Annotated in this window: 16 protein-coding genes, 1 tRNA gene and 1 pseudogene; 7 read left to right on the plus strand and 11 right to left on the minus strand. The window is 59.8% G+C overall.

Features of this window, described 5'->3' with window-relative positions; translation table 11 throughout:
* Window positions 1-3 precede the first annotated feature (3 nt).
* Window positions 4-99: pseudogene (locus tag DWV57_RS14735) on the plus strand (sugar O-acetyltransferase); the annotation flags it as partial.
* Window positions 100-204: 105 nt separating this feature from the next.
* Here DWV57_RS14735 and fabZ read toward each other — a convergent pair.
* From fabZ to acpP, 10 genes are all read right to left on the minus strand, one after another.
* Complete coding sequence (gene fabZ / locus DWV57_RS00765; protein ID WP_005939736.1) at window positions 205-675, minus strand: 3-hydroxyacyl-ACP dehydratase FabZ; 471 nt, start codon at window positions 673-675, stop codon at window positions 205-207.
* Between the two features lie 3 nt (window positions 676-678).
* On the minus strand, window positions 679-1,917 hold the full coding sequence (gene fabF / locus DWV57_RS00770; protein ID WP_120019638.1) for a beta-ketoacyl-ACP synthase II: 1,239 nt from the start codon (window positions 1,915-1,917) through the stop codon (window positions 679-681).
* Window positions 1,918-1,932: 15 nt separating this feature from the next.
* Window positions 1,933-2,682, minus strand: a complete 750-nt coding sequence (gene fabG, locus DWV57_RS00775) for a 3-oxoacyl-[acyl-carrier-protein] reductase (protein ID WP_120019639.1) — start codon at window positions 2,680-2,682, stop codon at window positions 1,933-1,935.
* Window positions 2,679-3,611, minus strand: a complete 933-nt coding sequence (fabD, locus tag DWV57_RS00780; protein WP_120019640.1) for an ACP S-malonyltransferase — start codon at window positions 3,609-3,611, stop codon at window positions 2,679-2,681. The genes fabG and fabD overlap by 4 nt, the downstream gene beginning before the upstream one ends.
* Window positions 3,608-4,675 carry a nitronate monooxygenase family protein gene (locus DWV57_RS00785; RefSeq protein WP_120019641.1) on the minus strand — a complete coding sequence of 356 codons (1,068 nt, stop codon included), beginning with the start codon at window positions 4,673-4,675 and terminating at the stop codon, window positions 3,608-3,610. The genes fabD and DWV57_RS00785 overlap by 4 nt, the downstream gene beginning before the upstream one ends.
* Window positions 4,669-5,604, minus strand: coding sequence for a DUF561 domain-containing protein (locus tag DWV57_RS00790; protein ID WP_120019642.1), 936 nt, complete (start codon window positions 5,602-5,604; stop codon window positions 4,669-4,671). Before DWV57_RS00790 ends, DWV57_RS00785 begins: the two co-directional genes overlap by 7 nt.
* Window positions 5,605-5,782: 178 nt before the next feature.
* Entirely contained in the window at window positions 5,783-6,727 is a 945-nt protein-coding gene (locus DWV57_RS00795) for a beta-ketoacyl-ACP synthase III (protein WP_120019643.1), read from the minus strand.
* The gene (locus tag DWV57_RS00800) at window positions 6,724-7,677 is read right to left on the minus strand and encodes an acetyl-CoA carboxylase carboxyltransferase subunit alpha (protein WP_120019644.1); all 954 of its coding nucleotides are present in this window, start codon (window positions 7,675-7,677) and stop codon (window positions 6,724-6,726) included. Before DWV57_RS00800 ends, DWV57_RS00795 begins: the two co-directional genes overlap by 4 nt.
* The gene (gene accD, locus DWV57_RS00805) at window positions 7,674-8,546 is read right to left on the minus strand and encodes an acetyl-CoA carboxylase, carboxyltransferase subunit beta (protein ID WP_097774750.1); all 873 of its coding nucleotides are present in this window, start codon (window positions 8,544-8,546) and stop codon (window positions 7,674-7,676) included. The genes DWV57_RS00800 and accD overlap by 4 nt, the downstream gene beginning before the upstream one ends.
* A gap of 11 nt (window positions 8,547-8,557) precedes the next feature.
* Entirely contained in the window at window positions 8,558-8,785 is a 228-nt protein-coding gene (gene acpP, locus DWV57_RS00810; RefSeq protein ID WP_005939770.1) for an acyl carrier protein, read from the minus strand.
* Between the two features lie 243 nt (window positions 8,786-9,028).
* On the opposite strand from acpP, the gene DWV57_RS00815 reads away from it, so the two are divergent.
* The 6 genes from DWV57_RS00815 (at window position 9,029) to DWV57_RS00840 (ending at window position 14,490) form a co-directional block, all read left to right on the plus strand.
* Window positions 9,029-9,709, plus strand: coding sequence for a GntR family transcriptional regulator (locus tag DWV57_RS00815; protein ID WP_097778254.1), 681 nt, complete (start codon window positions 9,029-9,031; stop codon window positions 9,707-9,709).
* A gap of 173 nt (window positions 9,710-9,882) precedes the next feature.
* Entirely contained in the window at window positions 9,883-11,343 is a 1,461-nt protein-coding gene (locus tag DWV57_RS00820) for an NAD(P)/FAD-dependent oxidoreductase (protein ID WP_120019645.1), read from the plus strand.
* Between the two features lie 3 nt (window positions 11,344-11,346).
* Entirely contained in the window at window positions 11,347-12,579 is a 1,233-nt protein-coding gene (locus DWV57_RS00825; protein ID WP_120019646.1) for an FAD-dependent oxidoreductase, read from the plus strand.
* Window positions 12,576-12,938: a DUF1667 domain-containing protein gene (locus DWV57_RS00830; RefSeq protein ID WP_097774754.1), complete on the plus strand. Its 363-nt coding sequence runs from the start codon at window positions 12,576-12,578 to the stop codon at window positions 12,936-12,938. Before DWV57_RS00825 ends, DWV57_RS00830 begins: the two co-directional genes overlap by 4 nt.
* A 226-nt stretch (window positions 12,939-13,164) precedes the next feature.
* Window positions 13,165-14,076, plus strand: a complete 912-nt coding sequence (locus tag DWV57_RS00835) for a hypothetical protein (protein WP_120019647.1) — start codon at window positions 13,165-13,167, stop codon at window positions 14,074-14,076.
* A gap of 141 nt (window positions 14,077-14,217) precedes the next feature.
* On the plus strand, window positions 14,218-14,490 hold the full coding sequence (locus DWV57_RS00840) for a hypothetical protein (RefSeq protein ID WP_187119390.1): 273 nt from the start codon (window positions 14,218-14,220) through the stop codon (window positions 14,488-14,490).
* A gap of 62 nt (window positions 14,491-14,552) precedes the next feature.
* Here DWV57_RS00840 and DWV57_RS00845 read toward each other — a convergent pair.
* Window positions 14,553-14,628, minus strand: a tRNA-Ala gene (locus DWV57_RS00845).
* Between the last annotated feature and the right edge of the window lie 109 nt (window positions 14,629-14,737).

Consider the following 14,737-nt stretch of genomic DNA (forward strand, 5'->3'; position numbering starts at 1 on the left):
GCAGGCTCGGTGATCGGTGCCGGAAGCGTGGTGCCCCATGACATTCCGGCGGGGGTCATTGCTGCGAGCGCGCCCTGCAGGGTGATCCGGCCCACCTGATGATGGTTCTGGATGTGGCGCTTGGCTGAGAGAGCGAAGCGGCTTCTCAATGGTAAAGTAACGGAAAACACCCCTGTGAGTTTTTTTAAACTCACAGGGGTGTTTTTAGGCGTTGGGGTCGGTCAGCACAAAGGTCAGCTCGGCGGTGGCGGCGCACTTGCCGTCCACCCACGCCGAGGCTTTGCCCACGCCCACCGGGCCGTGCTGCTCTACCAGTTCACAGTGCAGGGTGAGCACATCGCCGGGGGTGACCTGCTTGCGGAAGCGGGCATTCTTGATGCCGCCGAAGAGGGCCAGTTTGCCCTTGTTCTCCGGCAGGCTGAGCGCTGCCACCGCGCCGGTCTGGGCCAGTGCTTCCAGAATGAGCACTCCCGGCATCACCGGCTGGCCGGGAAAATGTCCGCAGAAAAATTCCTCATTGCGGCTCACGCACTTGCGGCCGATGGCCCACTGGCCCGGCTCGTAGTCCAAAATGCGGTCCACAAGGGCAAAGGGGTAGCGGTGCGGCAGAAGCGCCGCAATCTCCTCACTGTTCAGGGCGTTTGCGTCTGCACGCACGGTGCGGGGTTCTGCCATGGGTCAGCCCTCCCATCTGCGCAGGGCGATGCAGGCGTTGTGCCCGCCAAAGCCCAGACTGTTGCTCAGTGCGTAGGTCATGGCCTGTGCACGGCCAGTGTTCGGCACATAGTCCAGATCACATTCGGGATCGGGCTGCTCATAGTGGATGGTGGGCGGCGCAAACTGGTCATGCAGGGCCAGCGCTGTAAATACGGCTTCGATGCCGCCCGCACCGCCCAGCAGATGGCCGGTCATGCTCTTGGTGCTCACCACGGTCAGCTGCTTTGCGTGTTCGCCGAACACTGCATGGATGGCGGCGGTCTCGCAGGCATCGTTCATGTGGGTGCCGGTGCCGTGGGCGTTGATGTGGTCCACCTGCTCCGGTGCGATGCCTGCATCCGCCAGCGTCAGCGCCATGCAGTCGATGGCACCTGCGCCGCCGGGGGCGGGGGCGGTGAAGTGGTAGGCATCGCAGTTGGCACCGTAGCCCACCACCTCGGCGTAGATGTGCGCACCGCGGGCACGGGCATGCTCCAGCTCTTCCAGCACCAGCACACCGCTGCCTTCGCCCATCACGAAGCCGCCGCGCCGCGCGTCAAAGGGCAGGCTGGCTGCATCCGGATCGGTCGCGGTGGAAAGCGCTTTCATGCTGGTAAAGCCGCCGATGCCCAGAGGGCTGATGCAGCTCTCTGCACCGCCGCAGACCATGGCGGTCTCGTAGCCGTCACGGATGCGGTGGAAGGCATCGCCTACGGCATTGGTGCCGCCGGCGCAGGCCGTCACCGGGCAGGTGCACATGCCCTTCAGACCAAAGCGGATGGCCACCTGTGCCGCCGCCATGTTTGCAATGGACATGGGCACGAAATAGGGACTTACCTTTTCCATGCCCTTCTCTTCACCACGGGTGTGCTGCTCCTCAATGGTGGGCAGACCGCCGATGCCGCTGGAAAGGATGACACCGATCTGTTTGGCTTCCGCTTCGGTGTCCAGACCGCTGTCTGCAACCGCTTCGGCGGCGGCAGCAAAGGCCAGAACGGTAAAGCGGGCCATCTTGCGGGCTTCCTTTTTGTCCACGATGGTTTCCGGGTCAAAGCCCTTCACCTCGCCTGCCAGCTTGCATTTAAAATCGGTGGTATCGAACTGGGTAATGGGGCCGATGCCGCATTTGCCCGCTTTGGCAGCGGCCCAGCTGTCGGCGGTGTTGTTGCCCAGCGGGTTCACGGTGCCAAGGCCGGTGATCACGACTCTGCGTTTTTCCATGAGAGTTTTCTCCTTTTACATTGCCATGCCGCCGTCTGCACAGAGCACCTGCCCGGTGAGATAGCTGCTTTGTTCTGCGGCAAAAAATGCCACTGCATTTGCCACATCCTCCGGCTTTCCTGCGCGGCCTGCGGGGATGCCCTTTGCCATTTCGGCACGGACGGCTTTCGGCAGGGCGGCGGTCATGTCGGTCTCGATAAAGCCCGGCGCGACCGCATTCACGGTCACATTGCGGCTTGCCAGCTCGCGGGCAAGGCTTTTGGTCAGGCCGATCAGGCCCGCCTTGCTGGCGGCGTAATTGGTCTGGCCGGCGTTGCCCCGCAGGGCCACCACACTGGAAAGGTTCACGATGCGGCCCCAGCGCTGGCGCACCATGCGACGGGCGGCCTCCTTGCAGCAGAGGAACGCCCCCTTGAGGTTTGCGTTCAGCACTGCATCGAAGTCCTCCTCGCTCATGCGCAGGATCAGATTATCGCGAGTAATGCCCGCGTTGTTCACAAGGATATCCACCCGGCCAAAGGCGTTCAGCGCCTGTTCAAAGAGCGCTTTGCAGCCCTCGGCAGTGGAAACATCGGCCTGCACAGCCACGGCATTTGCGTTTTCGGCCTTGCACAGAGCCACCGTCTCGGCAGCTGCAGCTTCGCCGTGGCAGTAATTCACCACGACATTGCAGCCCTGCTTTGCCAGCTGGATGCACACAGCCCGGCCAATGCCCCGGCTTCCGCCAGTAACAACGGCGGTGCGAGTGATCGTTTCTTCGCTCATAGCTCTTCCTTCCATGCTGTCAGTGCGGCGCTCAGCTGCTCCGGGGTCTCCACCGAAGCGCAGACCACGCCGGGCAGGGTCTTTTTCACAAAGCCAGCCAGAGCACTGCCCGGGCCGACTTCCAGAATATGGTCTACGCCCAGCTCACCGAGGCGGCGGAGCGTATCTTCCATGTAAACGCTGCTCTGCACCTGCTTCACCAGCAGCGCCGGGATGTTGTCGACGTCAGCCTTTTCACGGCCAAGGCAGTTGAACAGCACCGGCACCTGCATCTCGCCAAAGGACTCAGACGCAAAACGCTTTGCCAGTGCATCCCCGGCGGGGGCCATGAGGCGGGTGTGGAACGGGCCGCTCACCTTGAGCGGGATGCAGCGGCGGGCACCGGCTTCTTTGGCCAGTGCGGCGGCTTTGTCCACAGCGGCTTTCTCGCCGCCGATGACCAGCTGGCCCGGGCAGTTGTAGTTGCAGATCTGCACACAGCCGAGCTGTGCAGCCTGCTCACAGCAGGCTGCAAGTGCCTGCCGGTCAAGGTTCAGCACGGCGGTCATGCCGCAGTCGATGCCCTTTGCAGCTTCGGCCATGGCTTTGCCGCGGTAAGCGGCCAGCTCGATGGCCTGCTTTGCGGTGAACACCCCGGCAGCTTCCAGCGCGGAGTATTCGCCCAGCGAAAGCCCGGCCACATAAGCGGGTTTCACGCCCTGCTGGGTCAGCACTGCGGTCACGCCGCAGGCAAAGGCCACCATGCAGGGCTGGGTGTATTCGGTCTGATTCAAAAGGCCGTCGGGGTCCTTAAAGCAGACGCGGTGCAGGTCGAAGTCCAGCTCTGCACTGTCAAATGCCGCCCGGAACGCGGGAGAGCTTTCGTAAAATTCTTTGCCCATGCCGGGGTGCTGTGCCCCCTGACCGGCATATAAAACGGCAAGCTTCATTGATTTTGCCTCCATTCGGTCACAAGTTCATCCATCAGCTCCTGTACCGTGCGCATCCGGTCCAGCCTGCCCACGTTGGCCCCGCAGAAGAACAGACCCTCCTCCACATTGCCCTTTACGGCTTTGATGAGCGCGTGGGTGATGCAGTAGGGCACCTTGGCGGGGTCGCAGGTCTTCAGGCAGCGGGCACAGTGCCGGGGAGGGAAGCGGGTCCCCTCTGCCAGCGCCTGCACCAGCGGGGTGTTCAGTGCACGGCCCGGCATTCCCACCGGACTGTGGATGATCCGTACATCCTCGGGCCGGGCGTTCAGCAGAACGTCCTTGTAGCCCTGGGATGCGTCGCACTCGTAGGTGGTGATAAAGCGGGTAGCAAGCTGTACGCCCGCAGCGCCCATTGCGGTAAAGTGGGCCATATCGGCACCGGTATACACGCCGCCTGCCACAAACACGGGGATGCTGTGGCCAAACTGTGCTTCAAAGGGCTTTACCTCGGCCAGCACCTCGGGCAGAATGTCATCGAGGGTCTGGCATTTGCCTGCCAGCAGGTCATCTTCGGCAAAGCCGAGGTGTCCGCCTGCCTTGCAGCCTTCGATCACCACAAAATCAGCGGTGCGGCCAAACTCTTTGGCCCAGCGGCGCAGGATGAGCTTTGCGGCTCTTCCGCTGGAAACGATGGGCGCGATGGCAACATCCGTTGTGTTTACGATGCCGGGCAGCTCCAACGGCAGGCCCGCGCCGGACACCACCGCGTCCACGCCCGCTTCCACAGCGGTGCGGATCGCGGCCGCATAATCCTGCGTTGCCACCATGGCATTGATGGCTACCATGCCCGCGCCCTTCGCAATCTCCTTTGCTTTCTGAATCTCGGCGGTCAGGGCACGGTGGTTGGCGCTTGCCGGGTCACGGGCAAAGTCCGGCTCCCGGTAGCCTGCATCGGCGGTGGAGATGCACCCCATGCCGCCGCAGGCTGCAACGGCACCGGCCAGCCCGCCGAGGGAAACGCCCACACCCATGCCGCCCTGTAGGATAGGCACAGACAGGGCCTTTCTGCCGAGGGTCAGCATTCGGTGCTCAGCGCGGCAATGCGCTGCCTCCCGCCGTTCCACAGGTCTGCAAGAATATCCGCCACCGGGCGCACCTCGTGCAGCATGCCTGCCACCTGACCGGCCATCAGGCTTCCGGTGGTGGTGTCGCCCTCAAACACGGCGCGGCGCAGGCTGCCAAGGGTGTACTTTTCCAGCTCCATCTTGTCGGCACCGGCGTTTTCCTGCCGGACATATTCGCGGCTCATTCGGTTTTTCAGCACTCGCACCGGCGCACCCACGCTTCGGCCGGTCACGATGGTATCGCTGTCCTTGGCCTTGAGCAGGGCGGCTTTGTAGTTTTCATGGATGGGGCACTCTTCGCTCACCAGCAGGCAGGTGCCTACCTGCACGCCGCAGGCGCCCAGAGCCAGAGCTGCTGCCAGCTGGCGGCCATCGGCGATGCCGCCAGCTGCAATGACGGGTACATTTACGGCATCCACCACCTGCGGCACCAGCGCCATGGTAGCCATTTCGCCCACATGGCCGCCGCTCTCGGTGCCCTCAGCAATGACAGCATCGATGCCCAGCGGCTCCAGATGCTTTGCCAGAACGGCGGCGGCGACAACCGGGATCACCTTGATGCCTGCCGCTTTCCACGCGGGGATATATTTGCCCGGGTTGCCTGCACCGGTGGTCACAACGGGCACGCCCTCTTCCACCACGATCTTGGCAAACTCATCTGCCTGCGGATGCATGAGCATGATGTTCACGCCAAAAGGCTTGTCGGTCAGCTCTTTGCAGCGGCGGATGTTCTGGCGCAGGGTGTCGGCGTTCATGCCGCCCGCACCAATGATGCCCAGCGCACCCGCGTTGGAGCAGGCGGCGGCAAACTCGCCGGTGGCAATGTTGGCCATGCCGCCCTGAATGATGGGGTATTTTGTGCCTAGAATTTCATTTAAAAGTTTCATAGTTTTATCCTATCGGTAAGCGTCCTCGCCCTCTCAGTCACCTTCGGTGACAGCTCCCCCAAAGTGGGAGCCTTTGGCAAAACCGAAAAGTTTACCGTACTGCCAAGGGCTCTCCCCTTGGGAGAGCTGTCGAGCAGAGCGAGACTGAGAGGGCGAGCCCGTTTGCCGAACATGATTTTTACTCTTTGTATTGAAAAATTGCGCCGCCCCATGTCAGGCCGCCGCCAAAGCCGATGCAGGCCAGAAGCTGGCCCGGCTGCAGCTGCCCGTTCTCGGCAAGCTCGTTCAGGGCTACCGGGATGCTGGCGGCGCTGGTGTTGCCGTGGCGGTCCATGTTCTTGTAGAACTTTGCCGGGTCGGCCTTCAGCGCCCGCACGCAGTGGTCAATGATGCGGCTGTTGGCCTGATGGCAGACCACCCACTCAAGATCATCGAGGGTCAGCTGTGTTTCATCCAGCACAGTGTGCAGGCACTTGGGCAGGGCATCCACTGCAAAGCGGAATACGGCCTTGCCGTCCATGGTGATGGGCGCAGAACCTGTGCGGTTCGGCCCGCCCGCATGGAGAACATCGCTGCCGCGCGCGCCCAGCGCCAGAGCAAAGGGAGTGTCCGACAGCTGAAAAATGGCAGCACCGGCTCCATCCCCAAACAGTACACAGGTGGAGCGGTCGGCGGGGTCCATCAGGCGGGAAAGGGCTTCGCACCCAATGACGAGGGCATACTGTCCACCCAAAGTTGTCAGCAGTCCCCGCGCCACGGCTATGCCGTAGAGGAAGCCGGAACAGGCCGCGTTGACATCCAGCGCAGGCCGGTCCTCGGGAAGGCCCAGCGCCGCCTGCACCTGACAGGCTACACTGGGGGTCGCGTCTGGGGCGGACAGGGTGGCACAGATGCAGCACCCGATCTGCGCAGGGGCAAGGCCGCTGCGGGCCAAAGCCTGCTTTGCGGCGGAAATGGCCAGCGTGGCGGCAGATTCATCCTCCGTGCACCAGTGCCGGGTGCGGATGCCGGTGCGGCTGGTGATCCACTCGTCGCTGGTATCCACCATGCGGCTCAGATCTTCGTTGGTGACCGTTCGGCCGGGGATGGCCCCGCCGGTGGCGATCAGCTGTAAACCACTCATGCGTTCCTCGTTTCTCCGATCTGGCGGTATTTTTTATAGCGCTGGTCGGCCAGCTGGCGGCCGCTCATGCGGCACAGCTCTTTCAGGTGCACCCGCAAAGCAGCATCCAACTGTTCAAACAAGGCTGCGTGGCTGCGCTGTGCGCCGCCCAACGGTTCCGGGATCACCTGCTCCACGATGCCATCGCTGTACAGATCCTGCGCGGTCAGCTTCATCATCTCGCAGGCTTCGCCGCTGCGGGAAGCATCCTTCCACAGAATGCTGGCAAAGCCCTCGGGGCTGAGCACCGAGTAAACGGCATTTTCCAGCATGAGGATGTGGTTTGCCACACCCAGTGCCAGCGCACCGCCGGAAGAGCCTTCGCCGGTGACAACGGCAATGACCGGCACGGTCAGGCCGCTCATTTCCATCAGGTTGCGTGCAATGGCTTCGCCCTGACCGCGCTCCTCGGCATCCTTGCCGGGGTAAGCACCCGGCGTATCAATGAAGGTGATGATGGGCCGGCCAAACTTTTCGGCCTGCTTCATCAGGCGCAGGGCCTTGCGGTAGCCCTCCGGCCCCGGCATACCAAAGTTACAGGCCAGATTTTCTTCCAGTGTGCTGCCCTTGCGGTGGCCGATGACCGTCACCGGCAATCCGTGAAAACGGGCGATGCCGCCCAGAATGGCAGGGTCTTCCTTGCACTGACGGTCGCCGCGCTGCTCAAAGAAGTCGGTGAACAGGGCAGAAACGGTCTCATCAATGTGGGGGCGCTCCGGGTGCCGGGCCAGAAACACCCGATCCTCGGCGGTCAGCGGGCCGCAGGTGCGCAGGATCTCGTCCTCTTCCACAGCCAGCTCTGCCAGCTCGGAGGCATGGGCCATAATGGCATCCATCTCGTTGCCGCTGCCTTTCAGCGCGGCGATCTGGGCATCCAGCGGAGCCAGCTGCTCTAAAATTTCCTTGATCATTCGTGTTTTCCTCCTGCATGGAGCTGCAAGACCTGGATCAGGGTATCCCGCAGCTGGCTGCGGGGCACCACCTGATCCACAAAGCCGTGCTCCATCTGGAACTCGCTGCGCTGGAATCCGGCAGGCAGCTTTTCGCCAATGGTCTGCTCAATGACCCGCGGACCTGCAAAGCCGATCAGTGCGCCAGGCTCTGCCAGCATGATGTCGCCAAGGCTTGCAAAGCTGGCCGTCACACCGCCGGTGGTGGGGTGGGTGAGCACACTGATGTACAACCCGCCCTTTGCCGAAAAGCGCTGGATGGCGGCACTGGTCTTTGCCATCTGCATCAGGCTGAAAATGCCCTCCTGCATCCGCGCGCCGCCGCTGGCCGAAAAAATAACCAGCGGCAGGTGCTTTGCGGCGGCGTATTCGATGGCGCGGGTGATCTTGTCGCCCACGGCAGTGCTCATGCTGCCCATGAAAAAGCGGCTGTCCAGCACGGCAGCCACGCAGGCCACCCCGCCGATGCGGCCGGTGGCCGTTACAGCGGCTTCGCGCAGGCCGGTCTTGTTCTGGGCGGCGGCAAGCTTTTCACGGTAGCCCGGAAAATGCAGCACATCCTGTGGAGCAAGGTCGGCATCCAGTTCCCGGAAGCTGCCGTGGTCCAGCACCAGACTGAGCCGGTAGTACCCGCCAATGGGCATGTGGTAGCCGCAGTTGGGGCAGACGTAAAGGCTTCTTGCCCACAGGGTGCGTGCGGCGCGGCGGCCGCACTGCTTGCACTCCACAAACTGCTGCTCGTGCCAGACGGCACCGGCATCCCGCTTGGCCTTCAACTGGAAGGTGCGCTCCCGCATTCGGCCGGGGAAAAGATCTCGGATATCGTTCATTGCTTTTTGCCTCAGATATGTGCGGTGATGTAGTTGTAGATATCGCCCACGGTCTTGAGCTTTGCCAGCTCTTCGTCCGGGATGGACACGCCGCAGGCATCTTCCAGAGCCATGTTCAGCTCCACGGCATCCAGACTGTCGGCCTCCAGATCCTCGGTCAGGCTGGCCTCCATGGTCACCTTGTCCTCGTCGCAGTTCAGGGTATCAACAACGATCTTCTTCATTTCTTCAAATGTCATGGTAGTAGTCTCCTTTGATTTGTTTTGAATATCTAAATTTTTTGAAGTTTCTTGCGAACACGACCATTATAGCCGAATCGTTGGATAAGTCAAGAATAATAGTTAAAATATTTTATCTTTTACAATTCTGACACAGTTTTCTTCCTTTTATATATTGTCCTCTTTTACGCCGGTGTGCAGTGTGGTATACTTGACCCAGCAGTCTGAGAACAGTGTTTCCCTGTGAGGGAAAGGAGCCTTCCGATGATTACGATTTCAGAGCGCAGAGAGCATGAATCTGCAAAAAGTTTTGTTCTGCGGGTATTGATCGATAATATTATCAATACCCGTCTGGAGCCGGGTGAAAAACTGAACGAGCCGGAATTGTGCGAACAGCTGGGGGTGAGCCGCACCCCCTTCCGGGAAGCAGAGCTGGAGCTGGCGCAGCGGCGGCTCATTGAGATCCGGCCCAAGATCGGCACCTATGTTTCTCTCATCGATGCAGAGCTGGTGGAAGAAGTGCGCCATCTGCGCGCTGTGCTGGAAGCAGAGATCGCCCGCATGGCGTGCGAAAAGCTGACCCCGGCGGATATCGACCAGCTGTGGGAGAACGTGGCGCTCTGGCGCATGTACATTGAGCGTGCACAGGAAGAAAAGATCTTTGAGCTGGACAAGGGGTTCCACCGGCTGCTTTATGTGCAGTGCGGCTGCCCGTACTGGTACGATCTGGTGGAAAATCTGGCTCCGCATTTTGACCGCACCACCATCCTCAGCTTCCGCTGCAGGCCCGCAAAAACGATCTACGAAGATCACGTCAGCCTGCTGAAAGCCATTGAACAGAAGGATGCGGCGGCAGCACACCGCATTGCCGGGCAGCATATGCAGCGCTACACGGAGAACCTTTCTGCGATCCGGGAAGCATTCCCACACTATTTCAAAGCCTGAAACAACCGTATCACGTTCAGAAATGCCGTATCTATGCCAAAAGATGCGGCATTTTTTTGTGCAGTTTTTTGCCGGAAACGGCTTGACAGAGATCATGAAATGTTATATATTTTAGTCAATGAAATATATAACATAAAAGCAGGATCTCCAAATCAGGAAGAAAGGTGGATACCATGAAAAAACAATACGATGTGGTCATCATCGGTGCAGGTGTCGTGGGCAGCGCCATTGCACGCGAACTCTCACGCTACAAATTGAGCATTGCAGTGCTGGAAAAAAATCTGGATGTCTGCAACGAGACCAGCGGCCGCAACTCCGCTGTGGTGCACGGCGGCTTTGCCAACCCCATTGGCAGCCTGAAAGCAAAATGCTGCGTGGAAGGCAACCGCATCATGGATCAGCTGGCCGAAGAGCTGAACTTCCCGTTCAAGCGTTGCGGCAAGGTGCTGGTGGGCAACACCCCCGAGGACATGGAGCAGCTGGAGCGCACCATGAAGCAGGGCGCTGTCAACGGCTGCACCGGCCTTGAGATGATCGATGAAGCAAAGCTGCACGAGCTGGTGCCAGCCGTGGTGGGCAAGTTTGCCATGTGGTCCAAAAACAGCGGCATCATGGACCCGTTCCTGTACACGGTGGCTCTGGCCGAGAACGCACACACCAACAGCGTGGACTTCTTCTTTGACCACAAGGTAGAGGCTATCACCCGGGAAAATGAGCGGTACTACCTGCATACTGCCCATGGCGATTTCTGCACCCGCTGGGTGATCAACGCCGCTGGTCTGGGCGCAAAGCAGATCTCCGACCTGCTGGGCCTGACCGGCTACCGTGTCATCGGCTCCCGCAGCAACTACATCATCCTGCACAAGCGCATGGGCAAGCTGCTGCCTATGCCGGTGTACCCGGTGCCCAGCAACACCTATATGGGCATCCACATCACCCCCACCGTGGACGGCAACGTGACTGTTGGCCCGGACGCGGAGAACACCGATGTGCTGGACGACTACAGCGTGCCGCAGGCCAACATGGACAGTCTGGCCGTGGAGGGCGCAAAGCTGTGGCCCCACATCTTTAAAAAGGATCAGATCCGCACCTTCGCCGGCATCCAGCCCAAGTGGGTGGATGAAAACGGTGCCATTCAGGACTGGAAGGTGGAGATCCGGGACGACGTGGCACCCAATGCCGTCAACCTCGTGGGCATTGAATCCCCGGGCCTGACCGGCAGCGTTCCGCTGGCCCGCTACGTCATCGGCCTGATGCAGGAGCGCGAAAAGTTTGAGGAAAACCCAGACTTTGACCCGCACCACAAGGGCATCGTCAAGTTTGCCGAGTGCACGCCGGAACAGCAGGCAGAGCTCATCGCGCAGGACCCCGATTATGGCGAGATGATCTGCAGCTGTGAGGAAGTGACCAAGGCCGAGATCCTGCAGGCCATCCATAACCCGCTGGGCGTTTCCACCATGACCGGCATCAAGTACCGCACCCGCGCCATGATGGGCGGCTGTCAGGGCGGCTTCTGCCAGATGAAGATCGAACACTTCATTGAGCAGGAGCTGGGCACCGAGCCGGAGAATGTGCGTTACAGCCGTCAGGGGTCATGGGTACTCACCGGCAATATGCGGAAGGAGGAGAACTGAGCGATGGAACAGAAAGATGTTGTGATTATCGGCGGCGGCCCTGCAGGTCTTGCCGCAGCGGTGGAGCTGCACAAGCAGGGCATCCGCAACATGATCATTCTGGAGCGCGAGGCGATGCTGGGCGGCATCCTGCGCCAGTGCATCCATGACGGCTTCGGTCTGGGCCGCTTCGGCGAGAGCCTGTCCGGCCCGGAATATGCACAGGCGTTCATTGATGAAGTGAACAAGCGTGAGATCCCTTACGAGACCAGCGCCACGGTGCTGAGCCTGACGGCAGATCGTGTCGTCACCGCCTCCACCCGCAGCGGCCTGCGCCAGTATCAGGCAAAGGCTGTGGTGCTCGCCATGGGCTGCAAGGAGCGCAGCCGCGGCGCACTGGGCATTCCCGGCGAGCGTCCGGCGGGAGTGTTCACCGCAGGCACCGCGCAGGCTTACATGAACCTCTACAACCGGATGCCCGGCAAGGAGGTCATCATCCTCGGTTCCGGCGATATCGGCATGATCATGGCCCGCCGCATGACGCTGGAAGGTGCTCATGTGCAGGCAGTGTTCGAGCTGATGCCCTACCCCTCCGGCCTGCCGCGCAACATCGTGCAGTGTCTGGATGACTACAATATCCCGCTCTATCTCAGCCACACCGTCACCGAGATCCATGGCCGCAATCGTCTGACCGGCGTGACCATCTCCGAGGTGGACGCGAACCGTCGGCCCATCCCCGGCACCGAGAAGGAGTACAAGTGCGATACGCTGATCCTCTCCGTCGGCCTGATCCCGGAGAACAAGCTGCTGGAGGATGCCGGCATCGCCATTGATCCTCACACCAACGGTGCCTTCGTGGACGAGAACCTGCAGACCAACGTGCCCGGCGTGTTCTCTGCCGGCAATGTGCTGCATGTGCATGATCTGGTGGACTTTGTTTCCATGGAGTCCGAGGCACTGGCACGCCACGCTGCCGCCTACGTTGAGGGCAAGGGCATCGACCCCTGCACGCTGGACGTGAAGTGCGGCGAGGGCGTGGGCCACACCATTCCGCAGAAGGTCAGCGGCAAGAACGACTTCAGCCTGTCGCTGCGCGTGCGGAACCACTACCGTGACTGCCGCATCGTGGTGCGCCAGAACGGTGTGGAAGTTGCTGCCAAGAAGATGAAGAAAGCCATTCCTGCGGAGATGATCCAGTTCAAGGTCTCTGCTGCCAAGCTGCAGGAAACGGGCGCACTGGAGGTGTCGGTGGAATGAAAAAGCAATTTACCTGTATCGTCTGCCCCAACGGCTGCGAGATCGAAGCCGAAGTTGAAAATGGTCAGGTGATCTCGGTCACCGGTCACACCTGCCCCCGCGGCGAACAGTATGTCCGTCAGGAGCTGACTGCGCCCCGCCGCACCATCGCCAGCTCAGTGCTGGTTAAGGGCGGCGAGCTGCCCGTTACCAGCGTCCGCCTGACCAAGGCCGTCCCCAAGGATATGATCTTCCCGGTGATGGACGAGATCCGCAAGGTGGTGCTGACCGCCCCCGTCAAGGCAGGCACCATCGTGCTGCACAACGTCTGCGGGCTGGACAGTGACGTGATGGTCACCAAGAATGTGGATGCCTGCTGACCGGCTGAAATTAGGAGAGATAAAAAACAGAAGGAGAAGTTCTGCAAAAAAACGGACCGAAGGAGCCTTTATGCACATGATAAAACTTGGAGTGTGCTCAAGGTCAAGAGGAAGATGATTTCTTTCCCGGCAGGACTGTGCTATACTGGAAAAAAGATCTCCGGGTGCAGCGCAAAAGCTGCTGCAGGGAAGCTGAAACTTACAGAAATGAGGAACACACACGGCAATGGCACAGCACGAACGCGGCACGGCATATTATCATCTTCCGGGACTGTTTGAATTTTATGAACTGTACCGTGTGTTTCTGCCGCTGTTCCGTGAACACAGGGAATATTTTTACGACTGGTGCGAGATCGGTTCGGTCTACGGTGCACCGGCCGACTGCATCTGGGGCGGGGGCCGCGCTGGCTTTGGCGATGCACAGCCGCATCGGGTGCTTGCACTGATGCAGGAATATGGCATATCGGCCCGGCTCACCTTCAGCAATTCGCTGCTCCGGGAAGAGCACCTTGCAGACTGGAAATGCAATGCCCTCTGTGCGCTGTTTGAAAAAGAAAACCGTGTGCAGAATGGTGTCATCGTCCATTCGGACCTGCTGCTGGACTACCTGAAAAGGCAGTATCCGGGCCTTTATTTCGTGTCCTCCACAACAAAAGTCCTTACAGATTTTCAGCAGCTCCGCAGAGAGACGGAACGGGAAGAGTTCCGCTATGTTGTGCCGGATTTCCGCCTGAACAAGTCGTTTGCAGAGCTGGATACCCTGTCGCAGGACCAGAAGGACAAGGTGGAATTTCTGTGCAACGAATGCTGCTGGTACGGCTGCCGGGACAGAAAGCACTGCTACGAGAATGTCAGCCGCAAAAATCTGGGCGAGGACTGCCCGGACCACCGCTGCACAGCGCCGGGCGCACAGCAGGGCTATCGTTTTTCAAAGGCAATGGAAAACCCCGGCTTCATCGGGGCCGGGGATATCCGCAAAATTTATCTGCCCGGCGGCTTTTCCAACTTCAAGATCGAGGGGCGGGGACTGGGCAGCGCGTTGATACTGGAATTTCTGCTTTACTACATGACAAAGCCTGAGTATCAGCTGCGCGTCCGGGAAGAAATTTATTTGGACAACATGCTGGATCTGTTCTGATGGCCCTGAGCCGCGTTCATATTTGCTTCCGTGATGCATCTTGCCGTCTTCGGGCGGCTTTTGTTTTACCCTGTTTCAGGAAGCAATAAAAATAGGTATGGAGATAAATCAGACTTCTGTATCTCGCATTCCAGCGGTATTTTGAAACAGTTTATCAAGGAAGTGCGTGTCGGACGCGACTATAATATCGAGATCGTTCTCAATGTGCCGCTGGACGAGTTCGAGGAGTTTAAGCGTCACGCAGCATCGGCTGGACGGGGCAAAAAACAGAAAAATAAGTCGCAAAATCCTCAAAAAGTTGGGCGTTGTACATCAAATGCCGGAATCGCCGTTTTAGACAAAACAGCAGGTGAAACTATAAGCATTGTGCCTAAAAATGCTGCACACGTAATTTTGCGCTGTCAAGACGAATGATGCACGATTTTGCAAAGATTGGCAAAAAGAAACGCCGCATCGTACAAAACGATGCGGCAAATTGGTGGACCTAGAGGGATTCGAACCCTTGACCTCTCGGATGCGAACCGAACGCTCTCCCAGCTGAGCTATAGGCCCATATTTAGGGGCGTGACTCGGTTGGGCGACCAACCGACATACTCCCCATTTGAATGCCCACAACTCTGTGGGGCACAAAAGCGATACGCTTGCACTCCCAGCTGAGCTA

The organism is Faecalibacterium sp. AF10-46 (assembly GCF_003604105.1).
GTDB classification, from domain to species: Bacteria; Bacillota; Clostridia; order Oscillospirales; family Ruminococcaceae; genus Faecalibacterium; species Faecalibacterium taiwanense.